Origin of the sequence: uncultured Paenibacillus sp. (genome assembly GCF_963515335.1) — a bacterium.
Taxonomy (GTDB): Bacteria; Bacillota; Bacilli; order Paenibacillales; family Paenibacillaceae; genus Paenibacillus_I.
On the sequence record NZ_CAUPYC010000083.1, the window covers coordinates 1 to 16506 of the forward strand.

Consider the following 16506-nt stretch of genomic DNA (forward strand, 5'->3'; position numbering starts at 1 on the left):
ATGGACAAGACCTCTATCAGGCAGACTTCAGGCACGAGCTATAGCGAGGAAGCAAATATATTGATGTGGCAACCTGACGGAAGCCATTTTCTCAATCTCGACAACTGCGTCCGTGAGCTTGCTGCCAGTGCTGTTAAAGCCTTTCATACCGATAGCGATAACGGCCTTATCCATACCACCGGGAATAGCAAGGTCGCAAGGAGCTGTTTCCTTTCCCCGTCCTTCAAATCTAGTACGCATTGAATAAGGCAATCCGAGACAGATTGCAATTTTTTCCACTTCATCTTCGATCTTGCGCCCTCTTCCGACAGAAGAAGCACCTGACTTCTTAGACCACAGATGCCTTTCTAAAAGTATGTCCCCATAGCTCCAGCGCTTATTCAGTTCCCGCTTTAACTGGCTGATCACATCAAACTCGGAATCCAGATATTCAAGTTTCTTTTGGCTAGAACCGTCCATCCAGAAGTATTAAATTTCGATTTCAATTGATTTTTTAGTTGTTCCTGTCCTAAGCCCCCGGTTGTCGCGATTAGCGGAACGGAGTTCGGGAATCTTTCAAAAAAAACGGCAAGACTTTCACGATTAATTTCCCCTATTCCGGAAAGCTCAGATAGAGTTTCATTAATGCTTTGAAGCATTTCCGAATCCTGTCTTGGAGCAACTTTATCCAAGTTGCTAAGCGAGGCTACGAATGCATTATAATCTGCTGTTGTCATCGAATGAGTTCACCCTTATTTAGCAACAAAGATCAGTTCCTCTGCTTGTCTTCTCAATGCGGTCTCATGCGTGCCGAATGAATAGGTGTGTGGAATAGAGTATACTTGGACGTCTCTCTTTACTTCTTTTAACAGCCCATAAAGTTCTACTTCACTTGGTACCGAGTTAGAACTATAAGACATGACAAGCATTGAATCCTTAAACTTGTAAAATAATCTTCTTAAAGCATCATGGATTGTTCGCTTGTATGCAAACGGTGTAAACCTTTTTTCTATCTTCTTTGTCTTGGTATGCTCCATGATTTTCATACCTTCCCAATAGACAGAAAGCCCCTCTAAGAAATGATATCTTTTGATGTAATCTGCATCATCTTTTGGGGGCGCGTAAGGCGGATCCAAATAAACCAGATCAAATTGTCTTGAATCAATATTAAAAACATCCGAACAAATCACCTTATTTGATTTGCCGTTATCAAAAACAGCGTCATTATATTCTTCCACAGCTTCAAGAAATAACGCTTTTAACGGTAATCGAAGTGAACGTCTTCCGTCATCATACCTGAAATCGGTAATGGTGAAAACTCCCCTTGGTTGCTTTCTTGCAGCAGCTAAACAAACAGAAGCAATTGCTAATGCCCTTTTATACTTGTTCATTGTCGGCAAGTGAGACCATAAGGCATCTAAAAACTCATGATCTTCTTTAGAGAAATAAAGACCTTCGAACTTATTTTGAATAAAATTTCTGCCATCTTTATTGGGTTGAAGCAGAGTTTTTATATCATTTTCATTTAATACAGTGCCAGAGTTTTCAATAAGCGCCCTCGCGACAGTAGCGGGAAAGTTTAAGAAGTCATTGGCTGTTACTTGTTTTCCCATTTCTTTTAAGGAGTAGGATACCACTCCACTTCCACTGAACGCGTCAAGAGCCGTGCTGAATTTGTATTGTGACAGAATGGAGGTTAAGTAAGGGATAATCTTATATTTTGACCCCATATACCGGAGACGGGGATAGTTGAATGATTTTTGGCGTTCCCGTTCCTTAAAAGCAATGTCTATAGCCGATTTACCCAGTATTGTTGCCAAGCAGACCCCTCCCGAACTTATGTTCCTACTTCTCTATAAAACAGTATCACTTCTTTTGAATAGATACAAGAAGAGATTATTCCGGACAGACAAAAACACCTCCCGACTTGTGATTTAACGCGAACTCACAAGTCAGAAGGTAATCGGCCTGCTCATAAACCTTAATACCGTGTTTGAGATCAAAGAAAACTGGATCTATTCTAAATCAGCACTGCTCCGGCGCAGGCTTGCCCGCATCGGTTGCCGTACGGAACGACGAACCGCATCCGCAGGTGGCCGTGGCGTTCGGATTGTGGATGGTGAACCCGCCGCCCATGGCCGACTCCTTGAAGTCGATTTCCAGACCGTTCAGATAGCGGAAGCTGTCTTCATCGACAACCACCTTCAGTCCTTGGACGGTCATTTCTTTATCGTTATCGTGACGTTCGTCGTCAAAGCCCATGCCATAGGAAAATCCGCTGCATCCGCCTTCCTTCACGCCGATGCGCAGAAACAGATCCGGCGTCTCCTCCGCAGCCATCATTTCCTTGATCTTCTCCGATGCCGATTCGCTGATTGCGATCATGGTCGTCCCTCCCGTCAAATACCGTGTGATTGAACTCACTTAAATATAGTATACCCCACAATCGACACCCGCTCAAGAGCGATCGCCCGGGTCCGATCGACAGGCTTCAACCTTGGTGGATGAGCCCCCCGCACGCCCGTAATCGGGGAAATGTAGTTGCCCCGCCGCACGAGGAGGTTTATAATGAGGACAGTCTGCAATCGATTCGATTATGTTACTTTTTTCACAATAAGGCAGATGTCGGTCAGTCAGGGCTGCTTGCTGTATCCGCACGTTCTCTCCTGCATCCGACGGCATCTGACATTTTTTGTACTTATGTAAGGAGGAGCGGCAATGAACGTCGTCATACCAACCGAAGAAAAACGCATGCAGGACATCCGGGAAAAGGTACGGCAAGGCGAACGGCTCACGCTCGAGGACGGCGTATTCCTGTACAAATCGGATGACCTTCTGTCGATCGGACAAATGGCCAACGAGGCAAATGTCCGCAAGAACGGGAAAAAAGTCTACTTCATCGAGAACATGAGCCTCTACTTTACGAATGTATGCGAAGCGCACTGCGCATTCTGCAACTTCCGCAAGGATGAGGGTGAAGAAGGCGCTTATACGTTGACGGGGGAGCAGATGATCGCTTATGTGGACCAGCATTTTCACCCGGGCGTTCGTGAATTCCATATCGTGGGCGGCCATAATCCGCACGTGCCGTTTCAATACTACGTCGATTCGCTCAAGGCGCTGCGCGACCGCTACCCGGACGTCACCCTGAAAGCCTACACGGCGGCCGAGATCGATTTCTTCTCCCGGATCAGCGGGCTGAGCTACAAGGAAGTGCTGCAGACGCTGATCGGCGCCGGACTCGGCACGCTCACAGGCGGCGGCGCGGAAATTTTATCCGACCAATACCGTAAAAAAATGCGGGTCGATAAAGCCGACGTCAGCCAATATCTCGAGGTGCACCGCACCGCCCATGAGCTTGGCCTCCGGACGCATACGACGATGCTGTACGGCTCGATCGAGACCTATGAGCAGCGGGTTGAGCATATGGTCAAGATCCGCGAGCTTCAGGATGAGACGAACGGCTTCATGGTCTTCATTCCGTTGTCGATGCAGCCGATCAGCCCCAGGGCCGGCATCCGCCGCCGCAATTCGGCTTACGAGGATCTGAAGACGATTGCCGTCAGCCGCCTTATGCTGGACAACTTCCAGCACATTAAGGCTTATTTCATCAATATCGGCGTCCAACTGACGCAAATATCGCTGACCATGGGCGCATCCGACGTTCACGGCACCATTGTGAAGGAACGGATCAGCCACTCCGCAGGCGCGTTGACGCCGGAAGGCATTACCCGCGAAGACTTGATCTGGCTTGTAAAAGGAGCCGGCCGCGTACCGGTGGAACGCGATACGTTCTACAACGAAATTCAAACGTACGACTGACGAACGCGGGCCGCTGATGGCCCGCTTCCTTGTTGCGCATACTAAAATCGACTGCCGGTCAGGCGGCGCCTGCGGTTCAGCGTCCGCTGGACGAGGTTAATCTCTATTGTAGTTCAGTATGATTGTCCCTGACGGGGCTGTGTAAAGGTTGTGGATGATTTGAAACGTTGCGTCATTTTGGGAGGCGGCTACGGGGGACTGATGATCGCCCAGGAGCTGCTTGACAAGCAAATTCCGGAGGATACGATCGTCGTGCTTATCGACCGGATGCCTTTCCAGGGGCTGAAGACGGAATATTATGCGCTGGCGGCGGGCACCGTCGCCGACATCGAGCTGCGCAATCCGTTTCCGTCCGATCCCCGTCTCATGCTCACGTACGGCGAGGTGACGGAGGTCGACTTGGACGGCAAGCTTGTCCATTTGGCCGAACAAGATCCGATCTCCTATGACTGGCTCGCGATTGCGCTCGGCTGTACGGATAAATATCACGGCATACCGGGAGCGGATGTTTATTCATCAAGCATACAGACGTTCTCCAACGCGCGGAAAACGTATCAGCGGCTGGGCGACGTCAAGCCTTACGGTCAAGTGACGATCGTGGGCGGCGGTCTGAGCGGCGTCGAGGTGGCCGCGGAACTGCGCGAAAGCCGAAGCGATCTCAATATCCGGATTATGGACCGCGGGCCGAGCGTCCTGTCCGGGTTTCCGAACCGCCTGCAGAAATATGTCGCCTCTTGGTTCAATGAGCATGACGTCGTTATGCTCGGCAATACGTCCATTTCCCGTCTCGAAGAAGGCGTCGTCTATGATCGAACGGACCCCATCGCATCGGACGTGACGATCTGGACGGCCGGCATTCAGCCGGTCCCGCTTGTGCAGCGGCTGAATCTGCCCAAGGACGGCGGCGGGCGCCTGGTCGTCAATGAATACCACCAGCTTCCCGACTATCCCGGCGTTTTCATCGTCGGCGATTGCGCAAGCCTTCCCTTCTCGCCGAGCGCACAGGCCGCCGGCGCGCAAGGCAGCCAAGTGGCCGAGGTGCTTCAGGCGATCTGGAACGGCGAGACGCCTCACCTCGGCAAAATCAAGCTGCGGGGCGTTCTCGGCTCGCTCGGCAAAAAAGCCGGCTTCGGCATGATGGGCAAAGCCAAAATGTACGGCTGGCTGCCCCGCATGCTGAAAACCGGCGTCTTATGGAAATCGAAGCATCATTTCGGCTGACGACCGCCGCTTACAGATCGTCAAGCAGCTTGTCGAGAGCGGCGCGTTCAGCTTCCTGCTCCCGAACGGAGGCTTCGATTTTGTCGTACAGCTCGTCCGCCGTCTCGGCGGCGACGATGTCGCCGTTCACGAAGGCGAACGGAAACAGGTAGCACTCGCCGCAATTGCCAAGACAGCCGTATTCGATCACTTCATAGTCGGGATTTTGTTCAAGCCGCTTCATGACCCGGTCCGTGCCGTGATGCATGTTGCTGGCGCAGAACTCGACGATCGGTTTGATCACGGTATTTCACCTGGCCTTTTGCGAACCATTTTCATTTGGTCCGCTTTGTACTATAATAAAGAAAGAAAGGAGCTGATGACAATGAGCGAAGCAACACAAAACGCCATGTACGACGAAGTGCTGGATGTGCTCGATAAATTGCGTCCGTTTCTCCAGCGTGACGGAGGCGACGTAGAATTGGTGGACGTGGAGGACGGCATCGTCAAGCTGCGCCTGATGGGCGCTTGCGGCAGCTGCCCGAGCTCGACGATCACGCTGAAAGCCGGTATCGAGCGCGCCCTTCTCGAAGAAGTCGAAGGTGTGCAAGAGGTCGTGCAAGTATTCTAAGTTCATGTTCCGGAACGAAAAGTCTTGCCGATAAGGCAAGACTTTTTTGTATTCCCTGCATCCTGCTTGCTCTTACTTTATATAGGGTTTTGGCCCTTAAAACTGCTGCGGAGGTTGTTCGGGGGAGGAGCGGCTTATTCATTGCTGTTTCCACCTTTACAGGGCCTAGGAGATTAAGGAAACAGCAATAGAATGGAGCGATGCACCCGGACAACCGGAGCCCGAACCGGAGCCTTACAACGTATTCTTGATCGGATCAAACCCTCCGGTCACGTCGAGCAAATTGCCGGTAATGAAATCCGACTTCGGATCGCACAGAAAAACGATCGCCCGCGCCACATCCTCGCCGGTGCCCGGCCGCCCGCGAGGCGACTCCTCGTCCGTCAAGCCGAGCACGTCGTCGATGGACCGCTCTTTGTTCGCTCCGCGGATGTCGCCCGGGCAGATCATATTGACCGTAATGCCCTGGGCGGCTTCCTCCACCGCCAGCGTCTTGGTGAACGAGACGAGGGCGGTTTTGGCGGCTGCGTAAACCGCGCGATGCGGCCATGCGCGCGATTCGCCCGCATGGCCGAAGCCGTAATGAATGATCCGGCCCCACCGGCGCCGTCTCATCCCCGGCAGCAGCGAATGGTCCAGCAGCATGACTCCCAGCAGGTTGCCGTTGACCAGGCCCGTGATATCCGCCTTGTCGTAATCCGCGAACAATCGGCGCTCCCGTATGAACGGCCCCGCGTTGTTGATCAGAATATCGACCCCGCCGAACGCCGCCTCCGCTTCCTCCGCAAGGCGTTCAACCTGCTCCGGGTCGGCCACGTCGGCCTGGACGGCCGCCGCCCCGACGCCGAGAGCCGCGATCTCGGCCCGTAAAGCCTCCGCTTCCTCGCGGCTGTGCAAATAATTGACGACGATGTTGCAGCCCAGCCGCGCCAGCTGCAGTGCAGCCCGCTTGCCGAGCCCCTTCGCGCTCCCCGTTATTAAGGCCGTTCTCCCCGTCAGTTCCACGGTCATCCTCCCCTCGCGACAAAACCCGTTCGTTACGAGTATAGCATATGAGGCGCCTATCGGTTCATCTTCGGCAGCCGGACCGCATACTCAAAGGTGGAACGAAGCGTTTCGGCAACCATGGCGAACGCTTGGTCCAAATCTCTCATATGCGATTCCAAATTTTCCAGCTTGAATTCCGTGCCGTACGATTGATGGCTTTGCACCAGGTCGTCCATCAATTCCGTGTTCATGTAGTGGACCTCGATATTCCGCCGCTTGCGAAGGTTGGCCATCGGCTCCCTGTTGCTGTCCTTGAGCTTGCCGAGCACCGTCGTCAAAGCCGGATGCAGATTGCGCTGGCGCATGCCCCGGAGGACGGTGAAATAGGAGAAACGGGACTTCATTTTCTCCGTTTCCAGCCCGAACAGATCGTTCATGAACGTGCCCAGCTTATCGAGTATCGCGAACACGCGGATAAAGGCGTTTTTATCGAAATAGACGTGCCGGTAGTAGTCGAGCCGCTCCTCCTCGGGCATCTGCGCAAGCGATTTGCCTCGCACCCTGGAAGCGAACCGCCTTGCCGCATATCGGCTTTGCTCCAGCTCGTCGAGCGCGGCCATCAGGCCGATCGTCCACAGCTCGTAGGTGCGCAGCTTATGGTCGCCGTCTTTTCCGGCCGAAATCCGCTCGTTCATGAGCCGCACGAAACGTTCCATCCATTCAAAAGCTTCGGCCAGCGCTCCCTCGGCCTTCCGCGCGGGTTCGCCGAACAACATGCGCAGCATCGGACTCCTCCTTCTCTGGGTTGCGTTGTCTAACGCTTTATAACGGCGGCCGGCTTGCCGAAGTATTCGTTCCATCTGCGGTCGACAAGCCGGACGATGTCCTCCCGCGGGAAAAGCTCGTCGGGATAACCCGGCTTCATTCGCGCATCGATGACGATCGGCAGCTTGTAGCCGAGATGATGCTTGCGCAGCTCGGTCTCGGCGTAAATGTCGTCGGCCGGGTTGAAGCGGGTGAATACCGTCCACAGGAACGGCGTTTGGCCGTTCACGATCGACGCGTCGTCCACAAGGACGACCAGCGGCCATGCCGTGCCGCGGGCGGCCAGACGGCCGGACAGCCGTTTGGCGAGCTCGGGCTCCCGCTCATAGGCCGCGCCGGCCACAACGAGACAGCCTTTGCAGTAAGGAGCCGCCGCCGCAACCTCATCGATCGGCCCTTCGTCATACGCGGCCGGAAGCTCCCGAATCGGCCGGCCGACGCCGACGAGCACTCCCTTGCTGCCGTGGTTCAGCTTGCCCCCCGTATAATCGAGCGTATCGTGGGACGTCTTGTCGAAAATATACAGATCGGTTGCGGGATTGAAGCGGCTGAGCACCGCCTCGAGCAGCGACGGGAAATCGGCCAGATCGACCGGCTGATCCGTCAGCATCAGAAACTTCGTCAAAGTCAGCTGGCCTTCTCCGAGAATGCGGAAGGCGGAGACGAGCGCTTCCCGGGAATAGCTTTCCCGTACGACCGCGGCGGCAAGCGCGTGAAAGCCGGTTTCGGCGTATGTCCACAACGACCGGACGGTCGGCATGACGAGCGGGAAAGCCGGCGACAGCAAACGCTGCAGGAAATCGCCCAGGTAATAGTCCTCCTGCCTGGGCTTGCCGACAACAGTCGCGGGGTAGATCGCATCCTTGCGGTGCCATACATGGTCCACATTGAAAACCGGGAAATCATGCTGCAGCGAATAATAGCCGAAATGGTCGCCGAACGGCCCTTCGGGACGACGGAGATGAGGCGGCACCTTGCCGCTGATCGCGAATTCGGCGTAGGCCGGCAGACGGTGCGGTCCTTGCGGATCGCGCACGACCGGCAGCTTGCCGCCGACGATCAATGAAGCCAGCAGCAGCTCGGGCAAATGCTCGGGCACAGGCGCGATCGCCGATGCGATCAGCGCCGGCGGGCCGCCGAGAAACACCGTCACAGGCAAGGCCTCGTTCCTCGACTCCGCCTCATGATGGTGGAACCCGCCGCCCTTCTGAATTTGCCAATGCATGCCGGTCGTCGAGTCGTCGAAAATCTGCATGCGGTACATGCCGAGATTATGCTCCTTCGGATGACCCGGCCGCTCGGTGTAGACGAGAGGCAGCGTAATGAACGGCCCCCCGTCCTCCTGCCAGCTCGTGATGGCGGGCAATCCGGCAAGCGGCCGTTCGCGCCGCTGAACGTCAAGAACCGGCGCTTGCGACGCCGGCGTGTCCTTGAGGCCGATTTTCAGCATATCCCACACCAGGTCGCGCTGGCCCCACAAAGCTTTCGGCGACGGCGGCAGCAGCTTGTCCGTCAGCCCGACCAGCCGCTTCATCAGCTGCTCCGGACGCGGACCGAACGCCATGTCGACCCTGCGGATCGTACCGAACAAATTCGTCACGACAGGGAAAGCGCTCCCTTTAACATTCGTGAACAAAAGGGCGGGCCCGCCCTCGTCAATAACCCGCCGATGTATTTCCGCAATCTCCAGCACGGGATCGACCGGCGCGTCTATAACCGCCAAGCCGCCTTCCCGGCGCAGAGTTTCGATAAAAGCACGCAAATCCTGAAAGCTCATCGGTTAAATCCGCCTCTCACGCAATATCCGGGAACGAATGGCCATGTCGGCAAGAATGCCGAAAAAGAACGAAACGATCAAGTTATGAAGCAAGTTGGCGAAGACATACACATTCTCGTTGCCGAATGTCGCGGTGAGCAGCGCGCCGCTGGCGATCTGGGCGACGACCAGAACGAGCGCCCACTGTCCGGACCGCGCAATGCCGCTCGCCGTATGCCCGCTGCGGCGGATGTGAATGTTCATGCCGGCGACCAACAGCAGCATGATCGCGGCCGCCACGCGGTGAACGAACACAATGCCGGTCGCCCCCGCCATCTCGGGAACGAGCTCGCCGTTGCAGAGCGGCCACCCGAGGCATCCGCCGCCGGAGTCCGTATGGCGGATATAAGCGCCGAGATAGATGACGACGATGCTGTAAACCAAAGTCAGCAAAATGCGCGGATGGAAGGACGCCGGTACCGTAAAGGCAGGCTGCAACGCCTTGTTTCCTTCGCCATTCCGGTAGGCCCAGAAAACAAGCAGCAGTGTGCAGGCGAACGCCAACAGCGAAATGCCGAAGTGAAGCGCCAGAACCGGCGGCGATTGCGGCCATTTGACGGCCGCTGCGCCCATCAACGCCTGCACGACCGTGAAAAACAACGCGCCGCCGGCGTACCATACCGGCTCTTTATAAGACTTGTATGTTCGATACGTTGCGAAGAATGTCGCGACGATGAGCAAACCGACCAAGCCGCTTATCATTCGATGGGAATATTCAATCCCCGATTCCAGCGTCTTGGCGGGAATGAACTTGCCGTTGCAGAGCGGCCAGTCCGTTCCGCAGCCTTCGCCGGATTCGGTATTCGTTACAAGGACGCCCGCCAGCAAGACGAGAAGCATGCCGATGCTGGCCAGAACCGCGAGCGCCCGATAACGGCGGGATACCATTGATCATCACCACATTTCCGGTTATTAACCCAGAATCATTATAACGATAAAAATCGTCAAAATCCATGTTCAAACGGTGAACATATTCACATAGTCCCGCCACGCAAAGGCCGCCCGGCGGACGGCCTGAAACCGAAAAAATCCCCCGTATCGCTTCGCCTGACGGCAGCGATACGGGGGCGCATGGTTCGGCTGCGGCCGCAACCGTTACCGCTCGGACAATTCGCCCGATACTTGCACGGCACGGTCGAGAAACTGCTCGATTTCCTCGCGCGTCTTGCGCAGCTTGCTGACGAACCTTATCAGCTCTTGGCCGCTGCGGAACGCAATGAAGCTGGGAATGCCGAGAATGTTTAATTCGGAGCAGAGATCCGGCAGCTCGTCGCGGTCAATCTCGACGAAATCGATGCGGCCCGCGTAGGCCCGCTCCACATCCGGCATAAACGGTTCGATGAAATGGCAGTCTTTGCACCAGGCTGCCTTGAATACGGCGACGGTCAAGCCGTCCCGTCCGACCCGCCCGCGAAATTCCGCCTCGGTATGAAGCTTCTCCATGTCGGTCACCCCTCGTTTCAGTCCTTAAAGCTTACGGCTTTATTTTACTCCATTTCCCGTTCCAATACCAACGCCTGCTCCTCGTCGAACACCGTTTCCCAACGCACGGTGCCGCCCAGCGCCTTCATCAGATCGCGCGCCGGCACGTACATGCCGCTCTGCGGCATAGCCGTCGCCGGATACGACCATTGAACGGCCCTGCCGTTCACAAAAGCTTTCTTGCTGCCTTGCATGACGGTAATGGCTACGTCCTTGCCTTTGTCGCGCAGCCGCACGGACCGGGTCGAGGCGTCGTAGTCGAGCCGGATGCCAAGCTTGTCGGCCGTGTCCCGCAGCGATACGATCGTCACGCCTTCAGGCGTTACGACCGGCGGATAATCGCCGTAAACCGGGTCCAGGTAAACGACTTGCTTGCCGATCTCAAGCTTTTTCAGCAGGCCGTACATGGCCGAGCTTCGATCGAACAGGCGGAGCGTTTCGTACCCCTGCATCGTCGACATCTCATTGATTGATAAGCCGTTAGGCGCTTTAACCGGCGCGTCGGGCGTCACGCTCCCGTTGACGTTGGATTGCTCGCTTGCGATCCGCAGCCGGATTCCTTCGATGCTTTGCAACGGACCAAGCAGGTCAAATCCGCTCAAGCCCGGGGATTCGTCCCACTGTTCGCCGGCCCCTTCGCTTTCCGGCTCAAGCGAGGCCATGTCGGGGTTGACGACCAGCTCGGCCGCCGATTTGCGGATATCCAGCTTGCTGTCCGCGTACAGGTCAACCTTCAAATACGAGTCCTTGTTAAAAATCTCGCCGATCGTATCCGCGTCTTCCTTCTCGGCCGTATCCATCTCGGCACGCATCTCCTGGAGCTTCTCCACAAGGTCGCCGGCCGCCTTCTTGATCTCTTCCTCATCCGTCAGGCCGATCGGCAGCGCCTCTTCCTCTTCAAGCGGAATGCCGAGCGATGCGAAGATATCCTTATTCGCCAGCATCGTTTCGTTAACGGCCAGAAGCGCTTCCGTCAGCCCTTCCCGATCCGCAATCAGCGCGTCCAGATAAGCTTTGATCCACTGCCACAGCTCGACTCCGTTCATGCGCATCGCCACATGCATCAGCGTCAACTGCTCGCCGTTTACCCGCTCGATCGCGGGCAGCACCTGCAGTCCGTTCGGATTCGGCAAATTGTCGACCGCAAAGCCTGCCACTTGGTCCATGATCGTCTTCGCCATTTCCGTCAGCTTGGCCTGCGCTTCCGGATCGGCCGGCTCCCCCGCCTCCCCGGAATCCGGCGATAGCGGGTTGTAGGCAAACGGATTACCCGCCGCCAGCAAATTCCGAAATGCCGCCTCTTCCAGATCCAGTACGATCGGGCGCTTGGCGCCTTCCAGCTCAACGACCGTAAGCGCGCCGGCCATCCGGACCCCAAACCCGATCTTGACGTCTCCGAGCGCGAGCGTCCCTTTCAGCGACACCGTCCGAGCGTCCTTCATCTTGATATCGGTTAAATCCAATTTTATTTGCCTGAATAAGTCAATCCATTGCGCCGTTCCGTCGCCATCCTTCAGACCGGCGGCCAATTCTTTCTCCTGTTCGTCGCTCAGCATGAGCTCGAATTCGAGCGACTGCTTGCCCTCCATCGACTCCACCTTGATCGATCGCTTCAGCGCACCGTTCAAATCCAGGCCGCCGACCGCTTGGCAGCCGGCTGTAACCGCCATGACAAGGACAAGCGTCAAAGCCAACCATTTTATACGGAACATTCCGCTTCTCATGAGAAAAAACTCCCCTCAGCATGGTGGATAGCAATAGCGCTATTCTACCATATTCAGGGGAGAGCAAGATATATGGCTAGAGCCGGCCGGCCACATTTTTTTTGTCCGGCCGAAGCCTTGACAGCGCCGTGAACAGCTTGCGCAGCGGGCCGGGAAATGAAGCCGCGTCCTCCCGCCTGACCACGCCGAGAACTGCCAGCAGTATGAGATACAATCCACCGATCACCATGGTAGCGACCGCAGCCGTGATGAGGCTGGCCAATTTGTAAGGCAATGCTTCCAGCAGGCGAAGGCCTGCCGAGTCCACGGCCCGGCCGGCTGCGGCCGTTAACGCGACAGCCGCCAGATAGGGGACCCACCGCGAGCCGAGCACACTCACCGCTGCCGCCTTGCGGACGGACGCCACGTTCAGCCAGGTGATCAGAATGAAACTGACGGTCGACGCCGCGATCAGGCCGTATACGCCGAGCACCGGACCGAGCGCAACACTGAGCCCGGCCTTGACGAGCATGCCGGTGACGGTATGATACATCGCCTGGCGCGCCTTGCCGAGCCCGAACAGGATCGAATTCGTCGTCATCATCGTGATCTGGAAAATGGTGCCGGCCGTTAACGCCGCGACCACGCCGCTTCCGCCGGGCGTATAGATCAACCCTGTAACGGAGGGCGCGGCTACCGTCAAAGCGAGGGCGGCAGGGACGCCGGTGAACAACACGATGCGCATGACCAGCGACGTCTGGCGGCGGACCTCATCCAGATTCCCGACGGCGTAAGCCGAAGAAATGACCGGAATGATCGATTGACTGAGCGCAACTGCGAGGATCGGCGGAATGCCTGCGATCGCTTGGGCTTTGATGCCTAGAACGTCCAGGGCGCTTTTGGCCTCCCCTAAGGCGTAATAACCCTCGGTCATACGAATAAAAAAGAACGTATCGAACGTGTAGAAAAACTGCACCGTAACGGCCGTCAAGACGATCGGAACCGACATGCGGAATATTTCACCGTAGATCGTCCGAAGCCTCAGCCGTTTGCTTTTATCTGCCGTTTGCGGAAACGGAGGCTCCGCCGCGTCCTGCCTTCGCAGCCTGAAGGCGTACCACAGCATGACCAGAAACGCGCCGACGCTGCCCAGCACGCTGCCGAACGTGGCCGCCGCGGCGACCCACTCGTCGCCGTAGCCCCAGCTCAGCACCAGCAGCGCCAGGCCGACGCCCACGATAACGCGCAGGATTTGTTCGATCACCTGGGAGACGCCGCCGGCCGTCATCAACTGGCGGCCTTGAAAATACCCGCGCATCATGGCGATTGCCGGAAACAGCAGCAACGCCGGAGCAATCGCCCGGATCGCCGTAGCGGCGCCCGGCAGCCTGGAGAACGTTGCGGCAATAAACGGCGCGGTCCAGTAGAGAACGATCGAGATAACGATGCCAGTGCCGATGCCGAAAAAGACCGCAGCCCGATAGATTTGCCGCGCTTCGCCGATACGGCCCTGCGCATAGCGCTCGGACACCATTTTGCTGATCGTGCTCGGAATGCCGCCGGTGGCGATGACCAGCAGGAGCAGATAGATATTGTTGGCGGCGGTGAAATACGCCCCCCCGTCCTTGCTAAGCATATAATCGAGCGGCACCCGCTGGAAAATACCGAGGAAGCGGGCGATAAGCGCCGCCGCCGCCAGAATGATCGTGCCCTTGATTAGCGAATCCTTCTTTAAGCTCACTTCGCCCTGTGTCCGCCCTTCATCACTGCCCTTTGATCGGCTCAAGCGGCTGATGGTTGCCGCGTACCGGCGCTGCGGCGCCCGACGGCGCCGCCCAGCGGATGCCGTTCCTGATCACCTGCAGCACCGTCGGGTTGTAATAGGTCGGGTACGTCTCGTGGCCCGGGCGGAAGTAGAAAATTTTACCCTGTCCGCGGCTGAACGTACAGCCGCTCCGGAACACCTCGCCGCCCTCGAACCAGCTGACGAAGATCAGCTCGTCCGGCGCCGGGATATCGAAGTGCTCGCCGTACATTTCCTCGCTTTCGATCACGAACTGCTCCGGAATGCCCGCGGCGATCGGATGCGCCGGATTGACGGTCCAGATGCGCTCCTTCTCGCCCGCTTCGCGCCATTTCAGATCGCAGCCCGTACCCATCAGCTTTTTGAAAATTTTCGAGAAATGGCCGGAATGGAGCACGATCAGCCCCATGCCGTTCATGACCCGGTTATGTACCCGCTCGACGATGTAATCCTCCACCTGATCGTGGCCCATGTGCCCCCACCAGATGAGCACATCCGTCCGGTTCAGCACCTCTTCCGTCAGACCGTGCTCGGGCTGATCCAGCGTCGCGGTGCGCACCTCGACGCCGCCCTCCGACAGCCCTCCGGCGAGCGCGTTGTGAATGCCGTCCGGATACACCTTCTTGACCTCTTCGTGCACTTTCTCATGCAAAAACTCATTCCATACCGTTACGCGTACCATTCGTATCCGCTCCCTATAATGTCTTTTGTGCCGCGCCTAAAACACGATCCACAGGATGAAAAGCACAATCATGGCGATCTGCATCATAACCTTGACGACCATGCTCGAGAACAGGCCCACCACGGACCCGAAGCCGACCTTCATCGATTTCTCCGCATTCGAGCCGGCAACCAGCTCGCCGATGACCGCCCCGATGAAAGGGCCGAGCACCAGGCCGAACGCGGGAATGACGAACGGTCCTACGATCACGCCGATCGTGCTGCCGATCACGGACGCCCTTGATCCTCCGAACCTTTTGACGCCCCAGGCGTTGACCGCGTAATCTGCAAAGAAAAGCATCGCGACGATCAGCGTCTGGGCCGTCCAGAAAATCCAGCCGAAATGCTCCCATGTGATAAAGAAGCCGTAGACGAAAAAAGCCGCGTAAATGGCCAGCGCCCCCGGCAAAACCGGATACACGGCGCCAGCCATGCCGACGATGAACAAAACGACGATCAAAATCCAAGCGACGATTTCCAAACCGCGTTCACCCCTTCAACACGAGATTCCGAATGACGTGCGCCACCCCATGCTGCTCGTTCGTCAACGTGACGTAATCCGCTTGATCCTTGACCGCATCCTGCGCGTTTCCCATCGCGACCCCGAGCCCCGCCGCCCGGATCATCGCCAGATCGTTCAGGCTGTCTCCCATCGTCACGACCTGCGGCATGCCGCAGCCGAGCAATTCGCAAAGCTCCTCGAGCGCTGCCGCTTTGGTCACGCCGAGCGGGTTGATCTCCAGGTTGAGCGGCGAAGAGTTCGTAATTTCGAGCCCGCCCCACTCCCGGATCGTCCGCAAAATATCGGCCAGCAGCGCAGCATCCTCGGAAAAGTAGCCGAACTTCAGCCAATGCTTGCTTTCGTAAGCGCCGGCCGGCTCGATCCACTGCTCGCGGTTGAATATGCCTTCCACGGCATAGGTCCAGAACCATACGTCCGACTCCAGCGCCAGCTTGTGCAGCCGTTCGACCATCGCCGCGTCGAGCTGGGTCCGCCGGTGCAGCACATTCGGCCGCCGCCACAGCTCGCCGCCGTTCACCGTAATAAGCGGCGTGTCGAGGCCCAGCTGCTCCGCATAAGGGTATGCGCTCTGGAAGCCGCGGCCCGTAGCGAAGCACACGGTAATGCCGGCATCGGTCGCTTCGCGAATAGCCGACGCGTTCTCTTCGCTGATCTCCTGCCGGTCGTTCAGCACCGTTCCGTCCATATCGAGCGCGATTATTTTGTAATCCGCCATGCACGCCTCCTTCCCGCATCATTGCCATTTTAGCACATTTCGACGGGATTCCAAACGGAAGTTCGTCACAGCCCGGAAGCTGAAAAACAAAGCATCCGTTTGCCGGCCGGCGAGCTGCCGCAAGCTGCGCGCCTCCGGCACGCCGTGCAAAATAATCCCCAAAAATAATCCCAAAAGTGAAGCGAAGCTCTGAAGCGTATTCCGATTACTTTTCGGGGACCCCGTAAGGATATAAAAACTTTATACCCAAGTTTGGCGACATAATTTTCCAGCACCAGGCGTAGCAAGGCTTTCCGGGT

General features: G+C 56.7%; 18 protein-coding genes. 3 read left to right on the forward strand and 15 right to left on the reverse strand.

The features are described from left to right. Positions 1–27: 27 nt before the first annotated feature. From RWM61_RS18285 to erpA, 4 genes are all read right to left on the reverse strand, one after another. Positions 28–408, reverse strand: a complete 381-nt coding sequence (locus RWM61_RS18285; RefSeq protein WP_314003467.1) for a hypothetical protein — start codon at positions 406–408, stop codon at positions 28–30. Next, positions 405–716: a hypothetical protein gene (locus RWM61_RS18290; protein ID WP_314003469.1), complete on the reverse strand. Its 312-nt coding sequence runs from the start codon at positions 714–716 to the stop codon at positions 405–407. The genes RWM61_RS18285 and RWM61_RS18290 overlap by 4 nt, the downstream gene beginning before the upstream one ends. A gap of 15 nt (positions 717–731) precedes the next feature. Further along, positions 732–1799, reverse strand: coding sequence for a DNA adenine methylase (locus RWM61_RS18295; RefSeq protein WP_314003471.1), 1068 nt, complete (start codon positions 1797–1799; stop codon positions 732–734). A 205-nt stretch (positions 1800–2004) separates the two neighbouring features. Then, positions 2005–2364, reverse strand: a complete 360-nt coding sequence (gene erpA / locus RWM61_RS18300; protein ID WP_314003473.1) for an iron-sulfur cluster insertion protein ErpA — start codon at positions 2362–2364, stop codon at positions 2005–2007. A 333-nt stretch (positions 2365–2697) separates the two neighbouring features. Between erpA and mqnE the strand changes: the two genes are divergently transcribed. Together mqnE and RWM61_RS18310 are read left to right on the forward strand one after the other, a co-directional pair. After that, positions 2698–3801: an aminofutalosine synthase MqnE gene (gene mqnE, locus RWM61_RS18305; protein ID WP_314003475.1), complete on the forward strand. Its 1104-nt coding sequence runs from the start codon at positions 2698–2700 to the stop codon at positions 3799–3801. 159 nt (positions 3802–3960) lie between these two features. Beyond that, positions 3961–5022, forward strand: coding sequence for an NAD(P)/FAD-dependent oxidoreductase (locus tag RWM61_RS18310; protein ID WP_314003477.1), 1062 nt, complete (start codon positions 3961–3963; stop codon positions 5020–5022). A gap of 10 nt (positions 5023–5032) precedes the next feature. On the opposite strand, the gene RWM61_RS18315 is transcribed toward RWM61_RS18310, so the two are convergent. Then, positions 5033–5302 carry a YuzB family protein gene (locus RWM61_RS18315; protein WP_314003499.1) on the reverse strand — a complete coding sequence of 90 codons (270 nt, stop codon included), beginning with the start codon at positions 5300–5302 and terminating at the stop codon, positions 5033–5035. Between the two features lie 84 nt (positions 5303–5386). On the opposite strand from RWM61_RS18315, the gene RWM61_RS18320 reads away from it, so the two are divergent. Then, positions 5387–5632, forward strand: a complete 246-nt coding sequence (locus tag RWM61_RS18320) for a NifU family protein (RefSeq protein ID WP_314003479.1) — start codon at positions 5387–5389, stop codon at positions 5630–5632. Between the two features lie 234 nt (positions 5633–5866). Here the strand turns inward: RWM61_RS18320 and RWM61_RS18325 are convergent, their stop codons facing one another. From RWM61_RS18325 to RWM61_RS18370, 10 genes are all read right to left on the reverse strand, one after another. Then, positions 5867–6631, reverse strand: coding sequence for an SDR family oxidoreductase (locus RWM61_RS18325; protein ID WP_314003500.1), 765 nt, complete (start codon positions 6629–6631; stop codon positions 5867–5869). A gap of 62 nt (positions 6632–6693) precedes the next feature. Continuing rightward, entirely contained in the window at positions 6694–7404 is a 711-nt protein-coding gene (locus RWM61_RS18330) for a Cthe_2314 family HEPN domain-containing protein (RefSeq protein WP_314003481.1), read from the reverse strand. Positions 7405–7433: 29 nt separating this feature from the next. Further along, entirely contained in the window at positions 7434–9221 is a 1788-nt protein-coding gene (locus RWM61_RS18335; RefSeq protein WP_314003483.1) for a UbiD family decarboxylase, read from the reverse strand. Between the two features lie 3 nt (positions 9222–9224). Then, positions 9225–10148 carry a COX15/CtaA family protein gene (locus tag RWM61_RS18340; RefSeq protein WP_314003485.1) on the reverse strand — a complete coding sequence of 308 codons (924 nt, stop codon included), beginning with the start codon at positions 10146–10148 and terminating at the stop codon, positions 9225–9227. Positions 10149–10355: 207 nt separating this feature from the next. Next, positions 10356–10703 carry a thioredoxin family protein gene (locus RWM61_RS18345; protein WP_314003487.1) on the reverse strand — a complete coding sequence of 116 codons (348 nt, stop codon included), beginning with the start codon at positions 10701–10703 and terminating at the stop codon, positions 10356–10358. Between the two features lie 44 nt (positions 10704–10747). Beyond that, positions 10748–12466 (reverse strand): copper amine oxidase N-terminal domain-containing protein, encoded by a 1719-nt coding sequence (locus RWM61_RS18350; protein WP_314003489.1) that lies wholly within the window; start codon positions 12464–12466, stop codon positions 10748–10750. A 76-nt stretch (positions 12467–12542) separates the two neighbouring features. After that, a complete protein-coding gene (locus tag RWM61_RS18355) occupies positions 12543–14186 on the reverse strand; it encodes a polysaccharide biosynthesis protein (protein ID WP_314003491.1) in 1644 nt (547 codons plus the stop codon). Between the two features lie 22 nt (positions 14187–14208). Further along, positions 14209–14931, reverse strand: coding sequence for a ThuA domain-containing protein (locus RWM61_RS18360; RefSeq protein ID WP_314003493.1), 723 nt, complete (start codon positions 14929–14931; stop codon positions 14209–14211). A gap of 36 nt (positions 14932–14967) precedes the next feature. Further along, positions 14968–15450 (reverse strand): DUF456 family protein, encoded by a 483-nt coding sequence (locus RWM61_RS18365; RefSeq protein ID WP_314003495.1) that lies wholly within the window; start codon positions 15448–15450, stop codon positions 14968–14970. 7 nt (positions 15451–15457) lie between these two features. Continuing rightward, positions 15458–16207, reverse strand: a complete 750-nt coding sequence (locus tag RWM61_RS18370; protein ID WP_314003497.1) for a Cof-type HAD-IIB family hydrolase — start codon at positions 16205–16207, stop codon at positions 15458–15460. Between the last annotated feature and the right edge of the window lie 299 nt (positions 16208–16506).

Excerpts from the sequence above, each read along its gene's own strand:
- RWM61_RS18290 (WP_314003469.1), bottom strand. The coding sequence starts at position 716 with ATGACAACAGCAGATTATAATGCATTCGTAGCCTCGCTTAGCAACTTG.
- erpA (WP_314003473.1), bottom strand. The coding sequence starts at position 2,364 with ATGATCGCAATCAGCGAATCGGCATCGGAGAAGATCAAGGAAATGATG.
- mqnE (WP_314003475.1), top strand. The coding sequence starts at position 2,698 with ATGAACGTCGTCATACCAACCGAAGAAAAACGCATGCAGGACATCCGG.
- RWM61_RS18320 (WP_314003479.1), top strand. The coding sequence starts at position 5,387 with ATGAGCGAAGCAACACAAAACGCCATGTACGACGAAGTGCTGGATGTG.
- RWM61_RS18330 (WP_314003481.1), bottom strand. The coding sequence starts at position 7,404 with ATGCTGCGCATGTTGTTCGGCGAACCCGCGCGGAAGGCCGAGGGAGCG.
- RWM61_RS18335 (WP_314003483.1), bottom strand. The coding sequence starts at position 9,221 with ATGAGCTTTCAGGATTTGCGTGCTTTTATCGAAACTCTGCGCCGGGAA.
- RWM61_RS18340 (WP_314003485.1), bottom strand. The coding sequence starts at position 10,148 with ATGGTATCCCGCCGTTATCGGGCGCTCGCGGTTCTGGCCAGCATCGGC.
- RWM61_RS18345 (WP_314003487.1), bottom strand. The coding sequence starts at position 10,703 with ATGGAGAAGCTTCATACCGAGGCGGAATTTCGCGGGCGGGTCGGACGG.
- RWM61_RS18350 (WP_314003489.1), bottom strand. The coding sequence starts at position 12,466 with ATGAGAAGCGGAATGTTCCGTATAAAATGGTTGGCTTTGACGCTTGTC.
- RWM61_RS18360 (WP_314003493.1), bottom strand. The coding sequence starts at position 14,931 with ATGGTACGCGTAACGGTATGGAATGAGTTTTTGCATGAGAAAGTGCAC.
- RWM61_RS18370 (WP_314003497.1), bottom strand. The coding sequence starts at position 16,207 with ATGGCGGATTACAAAATAATCGCGCTCGATATGGACGGAACGGTGCTG.